Origin of the sequence: Microbispora sp. KK1-11 (assembly GCF_006874435.1) — a bacterium.
In the GTDB taxonomy this organism is placed as follows: Bacteria; Actinomycetota; Actinomycetes; order Streptosporangiales; family Streptosporangiaceae; genus Microbispora; species Microbispora catharanthi.
Map to the genome: position 1 here is coordinate 23888 of NZ_VIRJ01000047.1, position 21319 is coordinate 45206.

The 21319-nt window shown below is 64.6% G+C and carries 27 protein-coding genes and 1 tRNA gene; 19 read left to right on the forward strand and 9 right to left on the reverse strand.

The window, feature by feature from the left end; translation table 11 throughout:
- Positions 1-75: 75 nt before the first annotated feature.
- The 3 genes from FLW16_RS40075 (at position 76) to FLW16_RS40085 (ending at position 2616) form a co-directional block, all read left to right on the forward strand.
- Positions 76-435 carry an Arc family DNA-binding protein gene (locus FLW16_RS40075; protein WP_185949804.1) on the forward strand — a complete coding sequence of 120 codons (360 nt, stop codon included), beginning with the start codon at positions 76-78 and terminating at the stop codon, positions 433-435.
- A gap of 477 nt (positions 436-912) precedes the next feature.
- Positions 913-1527: a DUF4433 domain-containing protein gene (locus FLW16_RS40080; RefSeq protein WP_260616118.1), complete on the forward strand. Its 615-nt coding sequence runs from the start codon at positions 913-915 to the stop codon at positions 1525-1527.
- 12 nt (positions 1528-1539) lie between these two features.
- Positions 1540-2616 carry a macro domain-containing protein gene (locus FLW16_RS40085; RefSeq protein WP_142566219.1) on the forward strand — a complete coding sequence of 359 codons (1077 nt, stop codon included), beginning with the start codon at positions 1540-1542 and terminating at the stop codon, positions 2614-2616.
- A gap of 138 nt (positions 2617-2754) precedes the next feature.
- Here the strand turns inward: FLW16_RS40085 and FLW16_RS40090 are convergent, their stop codons facing one another.
- Together FLW16_RS40090 and FLW16_RS40095 are read right to left on the reverse strand one after the other, a co-directional pair.
- Positions 2755-3582, reverse strand: coding sequence for a DUF4231 domain-containing protein (locus tag FLW16_RS40090; RefSeq protein WP_142566220.1), 828 nt, complete (start codon positions 3580-3582; stop codon positions 2755-2757).
- A gap of 606 nt (positions 3583-4188) precedes the next feature.
- A complete protein-coding gene (locus tag FLW16_RS40095; protein ID WP_142566221.1) occupies positions 4189-5121 on the reverse strand; it encodes a hypothetical protein in 933 nt (310 codons plus the stop codon).
- A 314-nt stretch (positions 5122-5435) separates the two neighbouring features.
- On the opposite strand from FLW16_RS40095, the gene FLW16_RS40100 reads away from it, so the two are divergent.
- The 5 genes from FLW16_RS40100 (at position 5436) to FLW16_RS40120 (ending at position 8885) form a co-directional block, all read left to right on the forward strand.
- Entirely contained in the window at positions 5436-6278 is an 843-nt protein-coding gene (locus FLW16_RS40100; RefSeq protein WP_142566222.1) for a Scr1 family TA system antitoxin-like transcriptional regulator, read from the forward strand.
- 96 nt (positions 6279-6374) lie between these two features.
- Complete coding sequence (locus FLW16_RS40105; RefSeq protein ID WP_185949805.1) at positions 6375-6794, forward strand: ATP-binding protein; 420 nt, start codon at positions 6375-6377, stop codon at positions 6792-6794.
- Positions 6791-7066, forward strand: coding sequence for a hypothetical protein (locus FLW16_RS40110; RefSeq protein ID WP_142566224.1), 276 nt, complete (start codon positions 6791-6793; stop codon positions 7064-7066). The genes FLW16_RS40105 and FLW16_RS40110 overlap by 4 nt, the downstream gene beginning before the upstream one ends.
- A gap of 146 nt (positions 7067-7212) precedes the next feature.
- Positions 7213-8055 (forward strand): sigma factor-like helix-turn-helix DNA-binding protein, encoded by an 843-nt coding sequence (locus FLW16_RS40115; RefSeq protein ID WP_260616121.1) that lies wholly within the window; start codon positions 7213-7215, stop codon positions 8053-8055.
- Positions 8055-8885, forward strand: a complete 831-nt coding sequence (locus FLW16_RS40120; RefSeq protein WP_142566225.1) for a protein phosphatase 2C domain-containing protein — start codon at positions 8055-8057, stop codon at positions 8883-8885. Before FLW16_RS40115 ends, FLW16_RS40120 begins: the two co-directional genes overlap by 1 nt.
- 41 nt (positions 8886-8926) lie before the next feature.
- Here FLW16_RS40120 and FLW16_RS46390 read toward each other — a convergent pair whose 3' ends face one another.
- Complete coding sequence (locus FLW16_RS46390) at positions 8927-9913, reverse strand: endonuclease VII domain-containing protein (RefSeq protein ID WP_142566226.1); 987 nt, start codon at positions 9911-9913, stop codon at positions 8927-8929.
- Between the two features lie 289 nt (positions 9914-10202).
- On the opposite strand from FLW16_RS46390, the gene FLW16_RS40130 reads away from it, so the two are divergent.
- The 8 genes from FLW16_RS40130 to xerC all read left to right on the forward strand — a co-directional run bounded on the left by FLW16_RS40130 (position 10203) and on the right by xerC (position 15918).
- Positions 10203-10616 (forward strand): plasmid replication, integration and excision activator, encoded by a 414-nt coding sequence (locus FLW16_RS40130; RefSeq protein WP_142566227.1) that lies wholly within the window; start codon positions 10203-10205, stop codon positions 10614-10616.
- Positions 10616-10885 carry a hypothetical protein gene (locus FLW16_RS40135; protein WP_142566228.1) on the forward strand — a complete coding sequence of 90 codons (270 nt, stop codon included), beginning with the start codon at positions 10616-10618 and terminating at the stop codon, positions 10883-10885. The genes FLW16_RS40130 and FLW16_RS40135 overlap by 1 nt, the downstream gene beginning before the upstream one ends.
- Entirely contained in the window at positions 10885-11187 is a 303-nt protein-coding gene (locus FLW16_RS40140) for a hypothetical protein (RefSeq protein WP_142566229.1), read from the forward strand. Before FLW16_RS40135 ends, FLW16_RS40140 begins: the two co-directional genes overlap by 1 nt.
- An 85-nt stretch (positions 11188-11272) precedes the next feature.
- A complete protein-coding gene (locus FLW16_RS40145; protein WP_142566230.1) occupies positions 11273-12700 on the forward strand; it encodes an FtsK/SpoIIIE domain-containing protein in 1428 nt (475 codons plus the stop codon).
- The gene (locus FLW16_RS44225; protein WP_185949807.1) at positions 12697-12852 is read left to right on the forward strand and encodes a hypothetical protein; all 156 of its coding nucleotides are present in this window, start codon (positions 12697-12699) and stop codon (positions 12850-12852) included. The genes FLW16_RS40145 and FLW16_RS44225 overlap by 4 nt, the downstream gene beginning before the upstream one ends.
- 89 nt (positions 12853-12941) lie before the next feature.
- On the forward strand, positions 12942-14516 hold the full coding sequence (locus FLW16_RS40150; protein ID WP_142566246.1) for a replication initiator: 1575 nt from the start codon (positions 12942-12944) through the stop codon (positions 14514-14516).
- Complete coding sequence (locus FLW16_RS40155) at positions 14513-14758, forward strand: excisionase family DNA-binding protein (RefSeq protein ID WP_142566231.1); 246 nt, start codon at positions 14513-14515, stop codon at positions 14756-14758. The genes FLW16_RS40150 and FLW16_RS40155 overlap by 4 nt, the downstream gene beginning before the upstream one ends.
- 92 nt (positions 14759-14850) lie before the next feature.
- Positions 14851-15918, forward strand: coding sequence for a tyrosine recombinase XerC (gene xerC, locus FLW16_RS40160; protein ID WP_260616122.1), 1068 nt, complete (start codon positions 14851-14853; stop codon positions 15916-15918).
- Positions 15919-15977: 59 nt separating this feature from the next.
- Here xerC and FLW16_RS40165 read toward each other — a convergent pair.
- The 6 genes from FLW16_RS40165 to FLW16_RS40185 all read right to left on the reverse strand — a co-directional run bounded on the left by FLW16_RS40165 (position 15978) and on the right by FLW16_RS40185 (position 19136).
- Positions 15978-16050, reverse strand: a tRNA-Ala gene (locus FLW16_RS40165).
- A 137-nt stretch (positions 16051-16187) separates the two neighbouring features.
- Positions 16188-16904: an HAD family hydrolase gene (locus tag FLW16_RS40170; protein WP_142566233.1), complete on the reverse strand. Its 717-nt coding sequence runs from the start codon at positions 16902-16904 to the stop codon at positions 16188-16190.
- Between the two features lie 39 nt (positions 16905-16943).
- Entirely contained in the window at positions 16944-17063 is a 120-nt protein-coding gene (locus tag FLW16_RS44230) for a DLW-39 family protein (protein WP_208802288.1), read from the reverse strand.
- Positions 17064-17367: 304 nt separating this feature from the next.
- Positions 17368-17763, reverse strand: coding sequence for an ATP-binding protein (locus FLW16_RS40175; RefSeq protein ID WP_142566234.1), 396 nt, complete (start codon positions 17761-17763; stop codon positions 17368-17370).
- A gap of 141 nt (positions 17764-17904) precedes the next feature.
- Positions 17905-18810, reverse strand: coding sequence for a helix-turn-helix transcriptional regulator (locus tag FLW16_RS40180; protein ID WP_142566235.1), 906 nt, complete (start codon positions 18808-18810; stop codon positions 17905-17907).
- 77 nt (positions 18811-18887) lie between these two features.
- Positions 18888-19136, reverse strand: coding sequence for a DUF397 domain-containing protein (locus FLW16_RS40185; protein WP_221891533.1), 249 nt, complete (start codon positions 19134-19136; stop codon positions 18888-18890).
- A gap of 295 nt (positions 19137-19431) precedes the next feature.
- Between FLW16_RS40185 and FLW16_RS40190 the strand changes: the two genes are divergently transcribed.
- The 3 genes from FLW16_RS40190 (at position 19432) to FLW16_RS44235 (ending at position 21319) form a co-directional block, all read left to right on the forward strand.
- Positions 19432-19836, forward strand: a complete 405-nt coding sequence (locus FLW16_RS40190) for an ATP-binding protein (protein WP_260616126.1) — start codon at positions 19432-19434, stop codon at positions 19834-19836.
- Between the two features lie 141 nt (positions 19837-19977).
- The gene (locus FLW16_RS40195; protein WP_142566238.1) at positions 19978-20799 is read left to right on the forward strand and encodes an SAM-dependent methyltransferase; all 822 of its coding nucleotides are present in this window, start codon (positions 19978-19980) and stop codon (positions 20797-20799) included.
- A gap of 205 nt (positions 20800-21004) precedes the next feature.
- Positions 21005-21319: an STAS domain-containing protein gene (locus FLW16_RS44235; RefSeq protein WP_185949809.1), complete on the forward strand. Its 315-nt coding sequence runs from the start codon at positions 21005-21007 to the stop codon at positions 21317-21319.

Sequence of the window (21319 nt, forward strand, 5' to 3'; positions counted from 1 at the left end):
GGTGATCGGCATCCTCACCGACAAAGCTCTAGTGATCATCCACGTGATGCCGACCGCGCTACGGAGAAGGACGCCATGACTGAGCACGGGGCAGCCTGGCCACCCGAAGACATCGAACTGGCCCTGGACCACGACTCCGATATCGACAGCGACTCCGAAGAGATCTACGACGCCAAAGGCAACCTGATCACGGACGAGTATGTACGGGACGCAATCGGCGACGTCCACCGTGCGATCGACGAAGGCCGCGTACCCGTGCCTACCAGTCGCCCCGGACGTCCATCGCTCACAGGCGAGAGCACACATTCCCCAAGGGTCTCCTTCAGACTCCCCGAGGAGTTGCGCGAACGCGCGAGGGCCCGCGCCGAGCAAGAGGGCAAGAGTGTGTCCGCGCTGGCACGGGAAGCCTTTGAACAGTTCCTCCGGGCGGGATGAGCACACGACGGACACGGATCGGGCGTGCAAGACCGCCAAGCCGAATAACGATCAAAGCCCAGGCGGGGAAAACGGTCCCTGGCCTGGGCTTTTGAGTGGGTGGAGCCTAGGGGATTCGAACCCCTGACTTCCTGCTTGCAAATCGGCCTGATCACCAGGGACAACGGCTGCAACCTGGGCGAGGGGCAGTCCGCGAGTGACCCTGAGTACCCCCTGTTGACCGCCCTTAATGGCCCGCTAATGGCCCGGCGACCTTCCTCCCAGGAGGGCGGCATGACGAAGGCCTGCTGCCGGACGTCCACACCCTCCCGCTGCTCGTTAGGCCCTCACCGCCCGTGCGCTAGCGTGTACCGAAGCGCGGCCAACGGGCGGAGGACGGCACACTGGAGGACCAAGGTGGAGCTTCGATACGTTCCCGACTCAGGGTTCGCTGCACGGGGTGCCGACGGCCCCCGACGAGATGCTCCGCGAGATTGGGTGGTGTGGCACTTCACACACATCGACAATCTTCAGGCGATCGTCGACGAAGGGCGGATCCTTGCTGGCTCCGCAGTTCGACCTGTCCGTGATGTAGCCAACGCAAGTGTGAAATCCCGCCGAGCTGAACGAATAGTGGATCCTGACGAAAACTATCCCGTTTCATACGTCAACGATCACGTCCCGTTCTATATAGCGGCAAAGTCGCCAATGCTTTATGTGATGGCACGAGGCCACGAGACCTACAGCGGGGGTTGCGAGCCGTTGATATTCCTCGGCGTTGCCCTTGGAGATATCATCGAGTCAGGCGCCACTTGGTGCGTCAGCGACTCCAATGCCGCCACAAACTATGTAGAGTTTTCCAGAAATGTGAACGAACTTGGTTCATTCGTGGACTTTGATCTCTTGCGTCAACGCGACTGGTACAACACCCCTGACGACACAGATCGTAAGAGCCGGCGCGCGGCCGAGGTCCTCGTCTTACGTGAAGTACCTCTGAGCTTAGTCTCGGTGATCGTTGCAAAGAGCGAACGCATGCTCGCGAGAGCTCGGAGTATCCTCGATGGTGTCAGTGGCACACGTCAGTATCGTGTCGTAGCTGGTCTGTACTACTAGGGCGGACACGTCATGATCATTCTCGCACAGGGCGATCTGCTAGCCGCCGAGGTCGATGCTCTGGTCAACACAGTAAATTGTGTTGGCGTCATGGGCAAAGGAATCGCCTTGCAGTTCAAACGGCGGTATCCGAACGTTTTCCTGGCATACGAGAAGGCCTGTCGGCGGGGGGACGTCGAGATCGGCCGGATGTTTGTGGTGCCGACAGAACAACTTGCTGGTCCACGATTCGTCATCAACTTCCCCACGAAGACTCACTGGCGATCACCATCCCGGCTAGAGTACATCGACGCGGGACTCGCCGATCTGAGAGAAGTCGTAAGAAATTACGGACTCAAGTCGCTTGCAATTCCCCCGCTGGGAGCTGGCAATGGAGGACTTAACTGGAACGACGTTGAGCCCCGCATACGTACAGCGTTTGCAGACATGCCTGATGTCGTCGTCCATATATACGCGCCTGCAACGGGCCATCGTGAGGTAGACCCACCAGTTAAGCTCCGCATGACCTGGGGACGTGCCCTACTCCTGGATCTACTACGCAAATATGTGAGGCAACGTCAAGCTACTGAGCCCTGGGAAGATCCCCACGGGGCGTCTCACCTTGAGATACAAAAGCTAATGTACTTCGCAAACACGGTGGAGCCGAAGCTATCGCTAGACTTTCAACCTGGTCGATACGGACCGTATAGCGAGAAAGTTCGTCATCTCATTCAGAATATGGAGGGCGCCTACCTAAAGGGCTTTGGAGACGGCTCGGACAGAGTCCTCGACCATACGCCAATCGCTTTAACCGAACACGCTAGCGCCGAGCTCGATCGGTACCTCAATCAGCGTGATTCAAGTAATGAGGAAGCGGTAGTCAATACAGTACTAGCCTTCATAGAAGGATTCGAAGGTCCTTACGGGGTGGAGCTCCTCGCTAGCACGCATTGGGTTGCCGTCAGAGAGCAGGCCTGGGAACCACACTATGCGGCACAAGCTGTGAGATCATGGACGAAACGTAAGGGACGAATCTATACCGACAGTCGAGTTAAATGCGCCCTGGAGCATCTACTGTCGCCTGCTGGGCGGAAGCTACGTGATTCGTGAAAACGAAATTATCCTGACCCCACTCTCCTCGTCGCCTGCAGATACCGGGGAGGGCCTCGCGACAAGGGTCCGGGAGAAGTTATTTTGCATCATGCCGCAAACCTTTAGTGGACGGTCCTTCTAGGCTGACACTACTCATTAACCAGGATCCTTGTTGGTGGACTCCTCTAGTTGCAATTCCCGCTTACGCTGCTCGTCCTTTAATTCTTCCATAGTCTGGGCAAATTTCTTCAATACCAGCTCCTCGTCTTCTTCGTCGTACTCGTTGATGCGCAGCTCAATGGCTTTCAAATGCCTCTTCATCGCATCAGCAGTCTGCTGCTGAGTCGTACGGCGCTCACGAAATTTGAAGAATCCAGCTGCTGCCGCAGCTACGCTAACAAGACCACTAGAGATGGCCGTGATAAGGCGAACCCGGGGGTCGTCGCCGCCGCCCACCGCGATGCCGGCAAGGCTTGTGGAAGTGACAGAACCAAGGATGACTATCCATTGTAGAATATTAGCGTAGCGTTGATTGCGCCGAGCATTGCGGCTCAACTCCTCAATATCATTAGAAGCGATAAGGCGATAGATGCGAAGGGCGGAGATTGGATTAGCCTCCTCCCTCGCAGCCAAGTGGAGTTGTTCGGTCTCCAGCGTCCGAAGCTGGTGTACGTTGTCAGAGATTCGAGGTCGAAGCTTGATGATATAACCAGCAGCCAGTGCCGTAGAGATCGCGGCAGCAGCAAACCCTATAAGGGTAAAAGGCGTCCGATAGTTAGTCCAGATCCCAATAAACATAGCACTGCCTAGAAACGTGGCAGCCACCATGCTCGCGATAAGCCATATAGCTTGAAGAAGCCTTGTGGTGCGCAAGTTGCGCAAGACGGATTGCTGTTGGACGATTTTTCGTTCAGATTCACGTCTCTCGCTGTCGAGATCCGTCCTAGAAGTATTCTCGCCACGATCTGGCACGAAATCACTCACAGGCTTACTCCTACTTCACGATCTCAGTGTACGCAGAGGCACGCTTCCACTAGTCCATCGTTGCAGGACGCGCGTTTGTAACATGCTCTGCGCGCACTCATATCAAGTGACCGGCGCCCCGGGCACGAGCTGCTGAGAAGTAGGAACAGGAAGCCACTCGCCCAGAAGAGCTAAGATGGGCATCAAGAGCTGAGCCTGCACTTCCACGACCTTCGGCACCCGGCAGCGAACAGTCGAGCGCGAGCCTCACCGACCTCAAGGCCGGATGGCCACGACAGCTACCGGACGCTCATCTACCAGCACGTCAGGCGCACCGCTGAGCGGAAGACTGCCGATGACCTCAAACACTCGGGAGCCGGGGCGGAGTGCAATGCCTTCCACTTTGAAGATCGCTTGATCGGGCACGGCTCGGCCCACGGCGGGAGGCCTGTCCCCTGGTTCACTCCCGTCCTCCTCGTAGCTGCCGACCCCCAGGACGGGACCGCCGTGTCAAGGGTCAGCGAAGCTGATCGCGAAGCGACGCCGAAGGCGCCCTTGACTCGGCGGGCTCGTCCGGGACACTTGAGCAGCGAGGAGGACGCAGCTAGAGGCGTCCAGTAGAGACCATCACGAGTTATCAACCCGTTCATCTTGAGCCTCTCTAACGAGCTGATCGATTTGCATCGTCAGATATTTCTCTCCCATCCCGGGATCCCAAGTGATTACACAAATGCTTTTTTCCTTATTTATGACATACAAGCCTTCTGCCAATTTGCGAGGGAGTTCGACATTTGAGATAATCAGGACTTTAGAGAACGGTGCGCGACGCGCGCTCGAGAGCGCCGATTTGATTAGTGCACGAGGTGCATCGGATTTAGGTTTGAAATATTTTATAACTAAGCCTATCGAACGATGGCCCGTTATGATCGCAGCATCATAACCACTATCGAGCCTCTGCTCATAGATCAGTCCAGGATATCTTGAAGTTAAGATGCTCAATATTCGACGCTCGTACTCATGACTTGCAATATACGCACCGCCTCGGTCCTTGGAAGTTCTGGAATTTCGCTCAGTAGAGACATGGGGAACTCCGTCCAGACCCCACTGCACCGTAAGCATCGGCGGCTCGCCCTCTCCTGCCTGAGCCCACTCCCAGCCGAGCCGGGCTCCCTCTGAGAGCACACGTTCAAGGGCAATTCTGCGAGCTTCCTCTTTGTTCAGTTGAGCCTCTAGCGCCGCTATATGGCCTGACAGTTTGGCAGTTTCATACGAATTGGATACATGCAAGCTCTTCGTTTCAATTCTGGGGTTAGCATCTTCATCACCGATGACCTCAGCATCGCTATCAGGGGATGCAAGATGCGTTGCTTCTTCTAGCGCAGCCTCGGCGGCTTCCTCAGCGCGACCAACCCGGACCCTAACGCCCGCCGCCTCGGCTTCAAGGTCCCGTCGCAGTAGTCCGGAAATCTGTTTTTTTAGCACGACCGCGATAGCCAAGGTGATCACAGGCCAGCCGAGGACGGCTTTGAGATATTCAAGGCCGAGTTTCCACCACTCCATGCACGCCAGCATGCCCCATAACATGCGTCTTGTCTTGCAAAGACAGATACCACCTGAGCAGGACCTTCGTTTGCTCTAAGACGTACCTCCCAGGAATCACCAATGGTGAGCTACCAGAGTCTTGTGCCAGGTTCCGAGCTAGCCCCGAGCCGCCGGCGGCCGGGACCGGCCCCCAGGCCGCATGCCCGGCCGCCGAGCCGGCGTAAGGCCGCGAGGCGGCGCGGAGCGCCGCCCTTGATCCCTATGAGCACAATTCAGCAGAGTTCCGACTGACCCTGGGCCATCTGGTCGGGTGCCGGTGGTAGAACGCCAGCATGGAGGAGCGGCGGGATCGGTTGCGGGAGCTGGGAGAGCTGCTGCGGCGGCTGCGTAAGGATGCGGGGTTGACGGGTAAGGAGCTGGCGCAGCGCGCTGGGGTGGCTCAGCCGACGATCTCGCGGATGGAGACGGGGCGGCTACTACCGACGCCGGAGACGGTTGAGCGAGTGTCCGCGGCTCTCCAACTCGATGACGACGCTCGCTCTGAGTTGGACGCGCTGCTCGTGCGGCTGCGTGACGAGGTATCGCGGCTCAAAGGTGGGCTTGTTGGCCGGGAGGCGGCGAACGCGGCGCGGGTGCGCTCGTCGAAGTGGATGGCGGTCTTCTCCGCGGCGATGATTCCGGCGCTGTTGCAGACGGCGGAGTATGCGCGGCTAGCGGTGGCGGTCGGCCGGGATGTCGACGAGGACGATGCGGCCAAGGCCGCCGCGGTACGGGTCGATGCTCAAGCGGTGCTGTTTGAGGAGGGCCGGCGGTTCGCCTTCGTGCTGAGCGAGGGCGCGGTACGTACCTGGCCGGGGTCGCCGTCGTTGATGTTGGCGCAGCTCGATCGGTTGGCCCAGGTGTCGACGTTGCCACATGTTCGGCTCGGGGTCGTGCCGTGGAAGGTAGAGGCACCGGCCTTCCCGCTGCATGGGTTCACCATCTTCGACGGATCTGTGAGTGTGGTGGAGAGCCTGACCGGTGACCTCACGCTGACCGAGGCGGCCGAGATCGGCGCTCATGAAGAGGCGTTCGAGGCGTTCGCGGGCGCGGCCGTGTACGGGGAGGAGCTGCGGGCGCTGCTGGGCGAGATCGCAGCGGACTTCCGCGAGTTGGCGAAGCAGCTCGACACCTGACGCATTTATGCGTCGTATTCCTTGAGATACTTCTAGCGTTGGTCATACGCTCCAGTCGAAGGCATGTCTAGCCCCCTATACGACGGAGCGTGTCCCATGCCCCCATGGCGCCTATCCCGGCACTTCCTCGGCCGTCCCGCCTCGGTCACCGAAGCCCGCCGATTCATCACCGCCTCCCTCGGAGCCTGGCCGGTCGTCGAGTCGGCCGAACTCATCGTGAGCGAACTGGCGACCAACGCCGTCCGGCACACCGCCTCGGCCCGATTCGGCGGCCGGTTCATCGTCAGCATCCAGGCCGAACCCGATCAGATCTGGATCGGCGTCACCGACGAAGGCGGCCCCGGCGTCCCTCGGCTCGTCCGGCCCACCGATGACGAGGGGGGCCGCGGCCTGCTGCTGGTCGCCAACCTGGCCGACAACTGGGGCGTGTACGGCAGTCAGGCTGGCCGTACGGTCTGGGCGCTGCTCAAGGTCGACCCGATCGCAGCCGCCGCAGCAGCGACGTGCCGGTCATGACCTGCGTGAGCCCGCACGTTCCCGATCGCCGGCAACCTGGGTGCACGAAGCTGGCCTGGTTCGAGCCCTCGGACGGAGCGCGGGTGCGCGTGCTCGCCTGGACCTGCGACTGCCTGGCTTTGGTCTATGAGCTGTGCCAGGCGGGCGGGCAGGGGTTCATCCGGCGCACTCTCCAGAACGAGGACGCACCCGAGATCCGCGAGACCCACCGCTGGCCCCTCACCCAGGCCCGTGAGGTCTGGGCGGCCCTGCTGACGGGAATGGCGCGGTGAGCCCGCGCGGTGTCCCCAACCGGCGCTCGGCGATCCGGGCCGTTGACCCAGCAACCGGCAAACCCGCCAAAACCGTACTGTCAAGAGGGATAGACGGCATTTCGTCTAGGGCCCTAGACTCGGGTGTGCTACACCTAGGAGGAAGTGTGCCACCGAGCGACCTGGACAAAATCGCCGCCATCGACGATCCCTACCTGCTGCTCCGGGTCGCCACCGAACGACTCAACGCCGCCCAGCAGGAAGTCACCGAACTGGCCCGGCTGCGCCGCCGCGTCATCCAGGAACTCCACGCCCAGGGCATGTCGTACGCGCAGATCGCCGAGAAGGCCGGCCTGTCCCGCGGGCGTATCCACCAGATCCGCCACACCGGCCCCGCCCCCGAAGGCGCGTTCCTCGGCATCGGGACCGTCACCGTCGTGACCCCACTGCGGCACGACGCCGCAACCGGACGCTCCATGGTCGCCCTGGACGACATGCGCGCCGGCAAGCGCCTGGAAGACCTCGCCCGGACCTTCGGCCTCACCGTCGCAACCGACAACGTCGCCGTTGATGGCCAGATCGACCTCAACCGGCCCGGCCTGCTCGTTATCTGCGGCCCCCGCATGTCCGATGCCATGCGTGCCGCATACGACGCCGACCCGGTCATCCACTGGGACCGCGACGACACCGGCTGGAAGCTCCTCGACACCCGCACCGGCCGCGAGTACCGCTCCGGCTCCCAGCTCGACCCGCAGCAGCCGACCGACTCAGCCTTCCTCGGCCGGCTGCCCCGCCCAGACGGCAACGGGTCATTCCTGGCCATCGCCGGGATCCACCCCAACGGCTCCCTCGGCGTCATCCACCTACTCGCCAACGAGATCGCCACGTTGTGGGGGCAGGTCGGCGATCACCGCTTCTCCTGCGTGGTCGGCGTCGAATACGACCCGCAAACCGGGGAACCAATGCGGGCGGAACTGGCCAGCCCGCTCTACCGGCACGAGGACACCTGATGCGCGTCGCCTTCGCCAGCGAACCCGCCTACCCCGACCGGCCCAACGAAGACTTCATCGCCGCCACCGCCAACGCCGTCGTCCTCCTCGACGGCGCCAGCATCCCCCCAGGTGTCACCTCGGCCTGCTCGCACAGCGTGCGCTGGTACTCCCACACCCTCGGCTCCACCCTGCTCGCCGAGATGACCCAAAGCGCCGGCCCCCTGCCCGAACTCCTCACCCAGGGCATCAAACACGTCACCTCACTACACGACTTCACCTGCGACCTGACCCACGGCGGCTCCCCCTCCGCCACCGTCATCATGCTCCGCCAAACCGCCGACCACCTCGACTGGCTCGTCCTCGGCGACAGCACCCTCATCCTCGACACCGGCACGACCGAGCCGATGGTGATCTGCGATGACCGGCTAGAACAGGTCGCCGCACCCCACCGCGCACGGCTCGACAGCCTGCGCGGCGGTACACCCGAACACGCCGAAGCCCGCCGCGAGTACGTCGAAACCCTCGGCCAATACCGCAACCGCGACGGCGGCTTCTGGGTCGCCTCCACCGACCCCCTCGCCGCCGACCAAGCCCTCACCGGCACCATCCCCACCGACCAGGTACACGCCGCAGCGCTGCTAACCGACGGGGCCGCCGACGCCGTCAACCGCTACCACCTCACCACCTGGCCGGAACTCCTCACCACCCTGGCCCAAGACGGCCCGGCCGAACTGATCCGCCAAGTCCGCGAAGTCGAGCAATCCGACCTTCACGGTGATCGTTGGCCGCGAAGCAAGCCCCACGACGACGCGACGGTTTTTATTGTAATTCAAGCTAAGCAAGAATGAATGCCCGGAGCACAAGGTCTATCACTGAAGCATGAGAATCTCTACGCTCTATGTCCTCGTCGGACATACTCCGCAGCACGGGAAATGATATCCGGATCGTCCTGCAGCAAACCAATGCCTTGGTTACAGCGGTGGCAGAGAAGACCACGAACTATGCCTGTGACATGATCATGGTCCACCACTGCCTGATCTAAATGCTCTTCCTCTGCCCCGATTTCACGGGAGCATATTTTACAGCGACTCCCTTGTTCTTCTAGCATGGCGTTGAACTCTTCGGGAGTGATGCCATACAGTTTTCTTAGATTAGTCTTACGAGAAGTGACGGCTCGACATTTTTTGCAGACTCGAGTCCCCTCGGCGGTCACATAGTAACTCCCTTCCACGAAGGGGTGCCCTTTACCGCACTCAGTGAGACTGCGGTTATGGGGTCTGCGCGTTCGGGTGCTCGGGTCGATCCCGCGACTGCGCATACTTGATTCCCACGCACACTGGCGGCAGCTTCGATACCCTGACTTGGGATTTATATAAAGGTTATCTGCAATCGTTAGATCATGCCCCTTTCGACACATGTCGCTTGGGGTACGGGTCGGCTCTTCCTGTGCTTTAGACGGGCGATTTTTTCTATCGCCGGGCGCCGACAGACACTCTAGGCGAACACAGAGCTTCTTCCCGCAGGCTGAAATAACGCGGCGATTTTTTGGAATCTCTCCATATGCCTGCTCGTAGACCCATCGCCGTACGTAAACCAGGGCAGGCAACCCCTCCGCGTGCCGCTTGCTGTCGTAATAGCGAGGGAATCCATCACGATCGACACTCTCCTTCCAGATGAGACAGCCGTCTTCATCAGGAGCCGAGAGACTGGCAACGACTTCGGGACTTATCGGCGGCTTTGGTGCTCCGGTGTTTGAGAGTGTTCCTCGCAGAGACTTGCGGTAGCAGTTCTGACACATGCCCTTGCGAGTCGCCACACCATGGGATGAATCAATCTTGCACTTTGGCCGCGACTTGGGGCCGTCTTCCTGAGGCATGAGATATATCCAAACATCCGATACCGCGCTATGTCAAATAATCCCCACATATGTACCTGCAGAATCCTTCACAGATAGAAGCATTGGCGCTTCTGTGAAGCTTGTCAGCAAATAGGTGATTTGATGACGCAAAGGGGGTTTTGTGTCGCACGCCGAGCTTAGAACTCTGACTACCCCCCTAGACAGAGCGGTGTCAGATGAAGTACGGTCATCCGCATAGCCCCCTAGACAGTTCTCGTCGCGGACCGACCGCCACCGTCTAGGGGGGTGGACAAGGAGGTGGTGAACGATGGCATTGCAAGGACCCATCCCGATCAGCTTCGAGCTGCTGTTCCCGCACGGCTGCTACGTCGTGGGCGAGGTGACCGCGGCGAAGGACTTCGACGCCAAGCGGGACACCCAGGCCAAGGACAAGGTGACCGGTCTGCCGGTCTGGCAGGTCCCGGTGATGGACGCCGACCCCTCGCTCAAGGCCGCGCAGAAGACGGTGACCGTGAAGATCCTCGCCGAGGTTCCGCCGGTCGTCCCGCCCGCACTGCCGGGCGTTCCGCTGGCCCCGGCCGAGTTCGACGGGCTGGAGGTCAAGCCGTACGTGCACCAGGCGACGGGGCGGCTGGCCTACTCGATCTCGGCTCGGGTGATGCGAGCTCCCCGCACGGGCGCCGCCGGCAAGACCGCCAACGCTGCGAAGGACGCGGCGTGATGGGGCGGCGCACGGTGCGGCCCTCGGCCGTGATCAGCCTCAACACCGGAGGCGGGGCCTCGGCCAAGACCATGCCGTACCCGGCGCGGACCCCGGTGCTGGCGCTGGACTTCGGCTCGACCTCAGTACTGCTGACCACATCGGACAGCGACCAGGTCAGCCCGGCCGATGTCGAGTTCGCCCGGCAGCTCGCCCGCGAGGCAGCCTCGTTCGCCCGGTCGGTCGAGCGGCGGTTTCACGGCCTGGCCAACGGTCGCGGGGTGGCCTGATGACGCACGGTCCCTACACCCACGTGTCGATGTCGATCGACCCCGGTCAGCGGCCCCGCATCGGCATCTCGTTCTACGCCTCGATCACCCGGGCGCGTGCTCGGGTGCTGGAGTCCGGGCGTCCGTACCTGGTCCTGGAGTCCGACGAGGCGGACGTGACGGTCTCGACCACCGGGGCCGGACCGGTCACCGCCGACGACCTGGACAACGCGCGAGAGATCTTCAACGCCGCCGCGCGGTACCTGGCCGACTGCGAACGCATGCACTCCGACCACACCCAGGCCACCGACTCGGCGGCCTAACTCAAGCGGGGCCGCTGGAAGCGGCAACTTCCGGCGGCCCCTCGGTCTCTCCCTGACTGCGCATCACAAGAGAGGAGTTCAGCTTATGCTCAAGCGCCTTCCCAGTGGCGAGGTCCGCAACCTCGTGTCCACCACTCCAGACACGGCGGTCGTGTTCAAACCGGCCGTCGTCCAGACCCCGGCGATCCTCACCATCCTGGTCTTCCTCGGCCGCCTGGTCGCCGGTCTCGTCCGGACCCTCCTCATCCACCCCATCGCCGTGGCGGTGCTCGCCCTGCCCGGGGTGATCTGGGTCCGGTACGGCTGGCCCGTCGCGGTCGCCGCCGTCACCGTTCCCGGCTCGTTGCTGTTCGGCTGGGTGCTGGCCGACCGGGCATCGTTCGCCCGCCGGGTCGGCTGGCGGCTGCTGGCCTTCTGGCGCCGGTTCTGGATCTACCGGCGGCACTGGCAACCCGTGATGATCGTGTCCGGGCTCGGCCGCCATCTCCAGAGCCGCGACTACCTGCCCCGCCTGCTCCGGGTCGAGTGCGACGGCTGGGCCGACCGCATCACCGTACGCATGCTGTCCGGGCAGGCCGTCAAGGACTGGGCCGACCGCACTGACCACCTCGCCCACGGCTTCGGCGCCCCCTCCTGCCGCGTCGCCGTCGCCAAGGCCGGGCGGCTCGTGCTCACCTTCCCCCGGCGCGACCCACTCGCCGAACCCCTGCCCGCCGTACCCATTCCCGAGTCAGCGGAGGTCGGGGCGGTGGAAGTGGGGCGTTGCGAGGATGGCACGCCGTACGGGCTCAAGGTCCACGGCACGCACGTCCTGATCGCGGGCGCGACCGGGGCCGGTAAGGGCTCGTGGCTGTGGTCGACCATCCGCGGTCTGCTCCCCGCGATGCGGGCGGGCCTGGTTCAGGTGTGGGCGCTCGATCCCAAGCGGATGGAACTGTCCTTCGGCCGTGCGCTGTTCGGCGCCCGATACGCGGCAGACCCGAAAGAGTGCGCCGACCTGCTCGACGAGGCCGTGAGCGTGATGCAGGAGCGGGCCGACCGGTTCGCCGGCCTCCAGCGCTCACACACACCGACCGTCGCCGACCCCTTCGTCCTGGTGCTCGTCGACGAGGTCGCCTTCCTCACCGCCTACCAGTCCGACAAGCAACTCCGTCAGCGCATCACGGCGGCCCTGGCCACCCTGACCACCCAGGGGCGTGCGGTAGGCGTCGGCGTCATGGCCGCACTCCAGGACCCACGCAAGGAGGTCATGAACGTCCGCAACCTGTTCCCCGACAAGATCGCACTTCGGCTCGACGAGTCGGAACAGGTGGACATGGTCCTCGGCGACGGCGCACGCGACCGGGGCGCACTGGCCGATCACATCTCACCTATTCCAGAGCTTGGCGCGGGCGTCGGATACGTCCGGCTGGAGACCTCCCCCGATCCGATCCGGGTCCGGGCCGCGTACGTCTCCGACGCCGACATCCGGCAGATGGTCGCCGAGTACGGCGCGCGAAGCGAGGCCGCATGAACGGCCTGGCGCACTTCCTCGACGGGCTGCGCTGCTCCATCTGCGGCGCACTCAACGTCCTATGGCTCGACCCCATCCGCGGCCTGGTCGAGTGCCACGAATGCGGCCAGACCGCCCTCACCATCCCCGAGACCACAGAGGAGGACAGTTGATCGACCTCACCGACGCCCACCAGGCCGGGGGCGACCAGCCGACCTCCCCCGCTCGGCCCAACGACCGCTCCACTCCCCGCGCCGTCCGCATGGCTCAACCGCTGGCGCGTGAGGTCGTGGAAGAGATCGCCAAGCAGTACGGGGTGTGCATCCGGCCGGTTCCTCTGCGGCGGCAGGACATCGTCACCGGACAGGTTGAGGTCATCGACGTGCCCTGCGGGGCCACCTTGGAGAGCAAGTGCCCGCCCTGCGCCAAGCGCAACCGGCAACTCCGCCGCGCACAGTGCCGGGAGGGCTGGCACCTCGACCACGAGCCGGTGAACCTGCCCGACAACGCCGACGAGTATCAGCGTCACCTCGTCGAGCTGCGGGCCGACGCCCAAGCCTGGCGGGATGAAGTGGAAAAGGCCGGCGGCGACACCACCGACCTCGACGCCGCCATTGAGGACCTGGACGAGGAGATCAACCGGGCGGGTATGCGCGGCAACGTTCTCGGCCGCACTTCGGGCAAGCGGTCACGGTCGACCAAGCGGCGGCAGGACGCGCCGGACCTGCCCAAGCGGCAGATGACCAAGACCACGCTCGGGCGGACCTTCACCGGCTCGGACGGCAAGACCTACCGGCCCTCGATGTTCGTCACGCTCACGCTCCCCTCCTACGGACGGGTGCTGGAGGGCGCGCCCCTCGACCCGAACCGGTACGACTACGCACGGGCGGCCCGCGACGCGCTGCACTTCTCCAAGCTCGTGGACCGCTTCGTGCAGAACCTCCGCCGCGTGGCGGGCTATGACGTGCAGTACTTCGCCACCGTCGAGCCACAAAAGCGGCTCGCACCACACCTGCATATGGCCATCCGCGGCACCCTTCCGCGTGCGGAGCTGCGGCAGATCATCGCGGCCACGTATCACCAGGTGTGGTGGCCTCCGGCCGATGTCGTGCGGTTCGAGGGTGACCACCTGCCCGTGTGGGAGGACGGGGCCGGCTACCTCGACCCGACCACCGGGGAAGTTCTGTCGACCTGGGAACAGGCCCTCGACCGGCTCGACGCCGAAGAGGACGCCGAACCGCTTCACGTGCTCCGCTTCGGTGACCAGCTCGACATACAGAGCGTCCTCGCCGGAACCCCGGACGCCGACCAGCTCATCCAGTACCTCTCGAAGTACCTGACCAAGTCCCTCGGCGACGCCCTCGGCACCGACGACCCCCGCCGGAAGGCACACGCGGAACGACTGCTGGAGGCGCTGCGGTTCGAGCCGTGCTCGCCGACCTGCCCGAACTGGCTCCGGTACGGCGTGCAGCCCAAGGGCGCCAAGCCCGGCATGGCGCCGGGGCGGTGCAAGGGCAAGGCCCACAAGCCCGACCACCTCGGCTACGCGGGTCGCCGCGTCCTGGTGTCGCGGAAGTGGTCGAACAAGACGCTGACCGAGCACAAGCAGGACCGCCGCACCTGGGTCCTGGAAGCCCTCGGCATCCGAGACGAGCCGGTCGACCCACACCGCTACATCTGGCGACCGGTCAAGCCCGGAGATCCTGAGCTCGCCCCGATCGGCGTGCGCCTCCTGCGCTCGGTCCACGAACGCCAGCGCTGGCGCAACCACATGAACCAACTCGAAGCCCGGGCAGACGGCAGAGATTTTTCGGCAACTGAAGGGAGGGCAGCATGACGAATACGACCTCGCCGACCACGCCACTCCCGCCAGAGGCCCAAGGTCGTCTTCTTCGCGTCGAAGAGGCGGCCGAACGGCTGAACACCTCGGTTCGCTTTCCGCGTCGGCTGATCGCCGAACGCCGTATCTTCTTCGTCCGCGTCGGCCGGGGCGTTCGCATTCCCGAAGCCGCTCTCGAAGCGTTCATCGCGGCCGGGCTCGTCGAGCCGATGAAGGCCCCAAAGGGACGGGCGGCCTGATGGCGAACAGAGACGGTCACCGGCGTTTCGGCAATATCCGCAAGCGAGAGTCCGGCCGCTTTCAGATTCGCTATCCCGGCCCAGATGGGCGGATGCATACCGGCCCCACGACCTTCGCCACGCGGACGGAAGCGGACCGTGCGCTGACCCTGATCGAAGCGCAGATGATTTCAGGGGAGTGGACGGACCCCGATCGCGGGAAAGTCCTGCTCGGCGACTACGCCCGGACGTGGATCAAGGAGCGTCCTGGCCTGCGGCCCAAGACAGTTGAGCTGTATACCTGGCTGCTGGACCGGCACATCGTCCCTGGCCTGGGCGGCGTGGCCGTGGGCAAGCTGACGACGCAGATGATCCGGTCGTGGCGGGCCAAGCTCATCGACAAAGGCGTCTCGGTGTCCACCGCGGCCAAGGCGTATCGCCTGCTGCGGGCCGTGCTGATGACGGCCGTCGAAGAGGACAAGCTGCTCAGCCGGAACCCCTGCCGGATCAAGGGCGCGGACAACGAGCAGACTCCGGAGCGGCCCATCCTCACCGTCGCCCAGGTCTTCGAGCTGGCCGACAAGATGGCCGACCGGCGCTTCCGCGCGTTGATCCTGCTGACCACGTTCGCCAGCCTGCGATGGGGCGAGGTCATCGCGTTGCGGCGGTCGGACATCGACCTCAAGGCGCGGACGGTACGCGTACGGGAACAGCTCATCGAGCTGGACGGGGGCGACATGGTGCTCGCGCCGCCCAAGTCGCGGGCCGGCAAGCGCACCGTCAGCATCCCCTCGGCGATCGTTCCGGCGCTGACCGAGCACCTGGCCGAGTTCGTCGACCAGCCCGACGAGGCGTTCGTCTTCCTCGGCAAGCGAGGCGGTTACCTGCGCGGCGGCAACTTCCGGCGTGAGGCCAAGTGGGCGGAAGCGCTCAAGGAGATGGGCGTCAAGGGCCTGCACTTCCACGACCTCCGGCACACCGGGAACACACTCGCCGCCCAGTCGGGCGCGAGCCTGGCCGACCTCAAGGCCCGGATGGGCCACGATAGCGACCGAGCGGCGCTGATCTACCAGCACGCGACACGCGACGCCGACCAGAGGATCGCCGATGCATTGAGCGCCCGTGTGGAGGCCGACCGGACGACGGCCAACGGCAAGCAGGAGAGCAGTGCTGAGAGCTAATGGCCCGTTAATGGCCCGGACACCGCTTCCCAAGATCAGGGAGGCGGTGTTTTGCGAGGTGGAGCCTAGGGGATTCGAACCCCTGACTTCCTGCTTGCAAAGCAGGCGCTCTGCCAGCTGAGCTAAGGCCCCTTAGCGGGCGCGAACTGCGCGAACACGCAGATCCACAGGCCGCCGGTGCGTACACCGTAGCAACAGCCCCCACCCGAGCGCCACTCGATACCGCACCGTGCCGCCCACGTGGCCCTCGGCACGGGACGAGCCGGCGATCAGGAGGCCGAGGTGGCCACCGGCGACGCGCCGACCTCGTTGCCGAGGACGAGCCCGGGGAAGTCGGCGATGGACTCGATGATGTGAGTGGCACCGCCGCCGAGCAGACGGTCCTTGCTGTGAACGCCGGTGAGCACTCCGGCGACGATCGAGGCACCTGCGCGCCGGCCGCACAGCATGTCGCTCTCGGAGTCGCCCGCCACGGCGACCTGCCGTACGTCGTCGATGCCGGAACGCAGGACGGCGGTGAGCACCATGTCCGGGTAAGGACGGCCGCGTCCGGCATCTTCCGGGCACAGCGCGAGATCCAGCATGTCGACCCAGGTGAGGGTGCTCAGCACCCGTCCCAGGGTCGCGCGGCTGAATCCGGTGATCAGAGCGATCTTCAGGCCCGCGTCGCGCAGTTTCGCGATGGCCTCGACGGCCCCCGGCAGCGGCACGAGACCCGTCCGTTCGATGGCTCCCTCATAGGAGCGCTCGAAGGTCAGGTTCGCGGCCTGTGCTTGGGCCTCGTTGCCGGGGAAGATGCCCCGGAAGACCTCGATTTTGGGACATCCCCGGGACCTGTGCACATGCACCATGGCACGGGCATAGGCGCTGGTCCCGGGGACGATGCCCTGCGTGGCGATCGCCTCGGCGAACGCCCGTTCCACCATCTCGATGTCACCGATCGTGGTCCCGGCCAAGTCAAGACAGGCCAGCTTCACGGGGCTCATTCCCGTACCCTTGCCACGATCAAGCACCATCCCTGGTGGTCAGTTCTCGCTGCCGGTGGCCTCGGTCCACAGATCGAGCTCGGCGCGGTCGGCCTGCACCTTACGCCAGACCAGAAGTCCGCCGACGGCGACCAGAGCGAGAACAAGCAGCTTCTTCACGGTGTGACCCCACTTCTCGACGGTCTCACCTGCCGGGTGAGACAACGCCCGGTTCTACGGTTCCCTGCAGCCTAGCAAGGCTTCGGCGCCCGACCCGGATTGCCCGAAATTTCGGTGCACCAAAATCATGATTACGGCTTGCCCGCCTGGCCTGCCGTCCGATCCTGGCGGCGGAGCGGCGAGATCAGAAGTGCCCAGCTCACAGCGGCGCTAACCATGCCCGCAGGCGGTGTTCGGGGAGACGGGGAAGCCCGGTTTCGGTCAGACGGTCCGCGCTCCGCTCTCAGCGGAAGTCAGATGTCGATCAGGGAAGCGTCACGCAGAGGCGGATCGTCGTTCCCTCGGCCCCCGTACGCACGACGAGGTCGGCCAGTCGATTCATGAGCCACAGTCCACGGCCACCGAAGTCGAACCGCGTCACCGTCTCCTCGCGCTCCAGCGCCTCGTCAGGAATGCCGGGACCTTTGTCGGTGATCTCAGCCACCAGCACCCCCGCCTCACGCCACATGGCGATTCCCCGCGGCGGGGAGCCGTATCGGACGGCGTTGGTGACCGCCTCGTGCACCGCGAGCACGAAGTCCTCCAGGGCCACGCCCTCGAGTCCGGCCTCCTGCGCCGACACCATGACGAGATGCCGCACCCTGGTGACCGAACTTCGGTCGAACTCCAGGCTGAGCAGGCTGCCCGCCAAGGTTCTCACCGCCCTCCTGCTTGCCCCACGGTGTGGTAGTACTCCATTTACCGCTCACACGCACCTGACACGTATTTTCGGGTACGGCTTGCGCCACCGTCTCCTGCGGCGTGCGGCAGCGGAGGTCGCGCACGTGACGCTAGCGCATCGTCACAGCTCCGTCATGAGCTGCCGTAGCATCCGCTTGGTCTCCGACGCCGGTTTGGCCTGGAGGCACAGGCGTTCCATGACTGCGAGATAGCGGTCGATGTCTTCCCGTTTCTCCAGGTAGATGGCGCTGGTGAGCTGTTCGAGGTAGACGATGTCCGGCAGCCCGACCCCCGCGAAGCGCAGGATGCTGAACGGCCCGCCGGCGGCCGCGTGCCCGCCGGCGCTGAACGGGATGATTTGGAGCGTTACACGAGGCAGGGAGATCATCTCGAGCAGGTGCTCGATCTGGGCCCGCATCACCTCGGCCCCGCCCACCGGACGCCGCAGCACGGCCTCGTCGATCACCGCCCACAGAATGGGCGGGTCCGGGCGGACCAGCACCTCCTGGCGGTCCATCCGCAGCCGGACGCGGCGCTCGATCTCCTCGTCCGACGCGTCGGGATGGCCGAGTCGCACGACCGCTTCTGCGTACCCGGGGGCCTGCAGCAGCCCGGGCACGAACTGCACCTCGTAGCAGCGGATGGCGCTCGCGGCCTGCTCCAGGCCGACGTACGCCTCGAACCAGGAGGGCAGGACGTCGTCGTACTTGTGCCACCAGCCGGGGGCGTTGGCCTGGGCGACGAGCGAGAGCAGCGCCTCGCGCTCGCTCTCGTCGGTGACGCCGTACAGGGTGAGGAGGTCGGCGACGTCGCGGCGGCGGAACCCGACACGCCCGAGTTCCATCCGGCTGATCTTCGAGTGGGAGGCGCGAATGGCGTGGCCGGCCTCCTCCAGGCGGATGTGCCTGCTCTCGCGGAGCCGTCGCAGTTGGGTGCCGAGCAGAATGCGCAGGACGGTGGGGCTGCGGCGCGACCGTGCCGCCAGGTCGAGCGGGTGAGGCACACCCTCAGTAGGGGCCGCAGTCATATGGGGTCCTTTGAGGTGCACCGATGTTTACGCCACGTTCACGATACTCGTCACGTCGGCCCGCGCAAGTGGCGAGATCATTTCTCCACTTCGCCAAGAAGGTCGTCGAATTCGCCCTCCTTGGCGGCGCGGAGGAATGCGGCCATGTCCTGAAGAGGAACGACCAGCGCGGGCCCGGACGGGTGCCGGGAGTTGCGCAGGGCCACCCGGCCGTCGGGCAGCGCGGCGATCTCGACGCAGTTGCCGCTCGGATTGCTGTGCCGGCTCTTGCGCCAGGCCTGCCGCCCCAGGTGAGATGAGGGCATTCCGTTGTAGATCACGGACACGGGGCACCTCGTTTCGGAATCCGAGCCCAACCGACGACATTCGTGCGTTTGCACGTGCATCTGTACTTGCACAGGAGCATCAATGGGAGCAGTATGACTTACTGAGTCATCCCGCCACATGGTCGACACCAACCTCATAAGGCTCTCAATGACTGGTTATCGGACAGACCGCGCTTCCCTCGCAGAAGCCGATAGCGTTGCCCGGGATCCCTGGCTGGGCACACTTGAGCAGGTCTTTCCGGATGGCAAGCGCTGGCCTTGGACCTGCGGCGAAGAGCCCTGCGGTGTCCCCCAGGTGGCCGTGCACGAGTTCCACCGTGAGAGTCTCGCCGCGCGCACCGCGCGGCACTTCACCGCCGGGGTGCTGCGGACCTGGTCCATGGAGGACGTCGCCGACGACGCCGCGCTCGCGGTCTGCGAACTGGTCACCAACGCGCTGCGCCACGGCCTGCGGCACCAGGCCATCCATCCCCTGCCGGTGCGCCTGTTGATGTTCCGTTCGTCCCGCGCGCTGCTGTGCATGGTCACCGACCCCAGCACAGACGCGCCGGTGCTGCGCGAGCCCGACTACGTATCGGAGACCGGGCGCGGCCTGCAGGTCGTCGCGGGGGTCAGCCGCATGTGGGGCTGGGCGCGGCTACGCCCTGTGGGCAAGGCCGTCTGGGCCGGCTTCACGGCCGAGGCCGCCAGCTACCGCTGACTCCCTCAACCCGACAAGGCCGCCCCGCGAAGGCCCGGAGGACGGCCCCTTCGGTGGTCCCTAATCGCGAAACGCGCACGAATCCTCACTTAGGCCCGTCTTGCACCGGTAATATCGGTCATCAGGGCTGAACGGAGGATCATGCCGGGTTTCCCCCCGGTCGAGCCTGTGGGTTTCGACCCGTCCGTCCCGAACGAGGCCCGGGTCTACGACTACTGGCTCGGCGGGAAGGACAATTTCGCCGCGGACCGCGAGGCCGCAGAGGCGGCGCTGCTGATCGCGCCAGAGCTTCCCCTGATGTGCCGCGAGGGGCGCAAGTTCCTGCGCAGGACCGTACGGTTCCTGGCCGCTGCCGGGATCCGCCAGTTCATCGACATCGGCTGCGGCCTGCCGACCCAGGGCAACGTGCACGAGATCGCACGGGAGTGCGCCCCCGACGCCCGCGTGGTCTACGTGGACAAGGACCCTGTCGTGGTGAACCACGGCCAGGCGCTGGTGGAGGACGACGAGCACGTCGCGGTGATCCAGGGCGATGTACGCGACCCCGACTCGATCCTCACGCATCCGCGGCTGCGGGAGCTCGTCGACCTCGGCGAGCCCGTGGGCGTCCTGCTCGTCTCGGTCCTGGCGGCGATCAACGACGACGACCTGACGATGGCCATCACCGCACGCCTGCGCGAGGCGATCGCGCCCGGCAGCTATATGGTCATCAGCCACGCGATCTCCGACCTCCGGCCGGAGGTGACGGACAAGCTCGCCCTGCTTTTCGCCGGCGAATGGGCGGTCAAGGACGACGGCCGCCTGCGGCTGCCCACCCAGGCCGAAATCCTGCCGCTGTTCGGCGACCTGGAAATGGTGGAGCCCGGCCTGGTCCAGGTGCCCGAATGGCGGCCGGAACCCGACGAGCTGCGACCGCCGAAGGACACGGTCTGGGCGGTCGGCGGCGTCGGCCGCAAGCGCTGAAAGCGCCCAGATCTTTGATCTTCGTTGAATATTAACTGGGCTAACCGTTGACAGATGCGCTGTCGGGCGGCCACGCTCAGTGAGTATTTCACTTCCAGCGAGGAGGTGGGACCGTGACGACGTTCGCCGTGTCCTGCTCCGAAAATATCCGCCCAAGACGGGCGGACATCGCGTCGTACACCGGTTCGCCGTGCCGGTGCGTCTCGTGAATCCAACCGATGGTCACTGCGGCGTTCTCTACACGGACACCTACCTCAGCGTCAGGTGGTCCGCCGCGGACTCCTCGGTGATCCTCGACGGCGAGGTCGACGTCTCGAACAGCGCCGCCCTGGCGACCGCGCTCGCCGAGGCGAGGAGCGAGCGCGGCGAGATCACCGTCGACGCGGGCGCTCTGCGGTTCATCGACCTGGCGGGACTGCGGGCGCTGCTGGTTCCGGCGTCCCCCGCGGCGGGCGACGCCGTACGGCTGCGCAACGTGCCGCCCTACCTGCGCCGCCTTCTGGAGATGCTCGACGCGTGA

Coding starts and splice junctions, on each gene's coding strand:
- FLW16_RS40075 (WP_185949804.1), top strand. CDS start 76: ATGACTGAGCACGGGGCAGCCTGGCCACCCGAAGACATCGAACTGGCC.
- FLW16_RS40085 (WP_142566219.1), top strand. CDS start 1,540: ATGATCATTCTCGCACAGGGCGATCTGCTAGCCGCCGAGGTCGATGCT.
- FLW16_RS40095 (WP_142566221.1), bottom strand. CDS start 5,121: ATGGAGTGGTGGAAACTCGGCCTTGAATATCTCAAAGCCGTCCTCGGC.
- FLW16_RS40100 (WP_142566222.1), top strand. CDS start 5,436: ATGGAGGAGCGGCGGGATCGGTTGCGGGAGCTGGGAGAGCTGCTGCGG.
- FLW16_RS40105 (WP_185949805.1), top strand. CDS start 6,375: ATGCCCCCATGGCGCCTATCCCGGCACTTCCTCGGCCGTCCCGCCTCG.
- FLW16_RS40110 (WP_142566224.1), top strand. CDS start 6,791: ATGACCTGCGTGAGCCCGCACGTTCCCGATCGCCGGCAACCTGGGTGC.
- FLW16_RS40120 (WP_142566225.1), top strand. CDS start 8,055: ATGCGCGTCGCCTTCGCCAGCGAACCCGCCTACCCCGACCGGCCCAAC.
- FLW16_RS46390 (WP_142566226.1), bottom strand. CDS start 9,913: ATGCCTCAGGAAGACGGCCCCAAGTCGCGGCCAAAGTGCAAGATTGAT.
- FLW16_RS40130 (WP_142566227.1), top strand. CDS start 10,203: ATGGCATTGCAAGGACCCATCCCGATCAGCTTCGAGCTGCTGTTCCCG.
- FLW16_RS40135 (WP_142566228.1), top strand. CDS start 10,616: ATGGGGCGGCGCACGGTGCGGCCCTCGGCCGTGATCAGCCTCAACACC.
- FLW16_RS40140 (WP_142566229.1), top strand. CDS start 10,885: ATGACGCACGGTCCCTACACCCACGTGTCGATGTCGATCGACCCCGGT.
- FLW16_RS40145 (WP_142566230.1), top strand. CDS start 11,273: ATGCTCAAGCGCCTTCCCAGTGGCGAGGTCCGCAACCTCGTGTCCACC.
- FLW16_RS44225 (WP_185949807.1), top strand. CDS start 12,697: ATGAACGGCCTGGCGCACTTCCTCGACGGGCTGCGCTGCTCCATCTGC.
- FLW16_RS40150 (WP_142566246.1), top strand. CDS start 12,942: ATGGCTCAACCGCTGGCGCGTGAGGTCGTGGAAGAGATCGCCAAGCAG.
- FLW16_RS40155 (WP_142566231.1), top strand. CDS start 14,513: ATGACGAATACGACCTCGCCGACCACGCCACTCCCGCCAGAGGCCCAA.
- xerC (WP_260616122.1), top strand. CDS start 14,851: ATGCATACCGGCCCCACGACCTTCGCCACGCGGACGGAAGCGGACCGT.
- FLW16_RS40170 (WP_142566233.1), bottom strand. CDS start 16,904: ATGAGCCCCGTGAAGCTGGCCTGTCTTGACTTGGCCGGGACCACGATC.
- FLW16_RS40180 (WP_142566235.1), bottom strand. CDS start 18,810: ATGACTGCGGCCCCTACTGAGGGTGTGCCTCACCCGCTCGACCTGGCG.
- FLW16_RS40195 (WP_142566238.1), top strand. CDS start 19,978: ATGCCGGGTTTCCCCCCGGTCGAGCCTGTGGGTTTCGACCCGTCCGTC.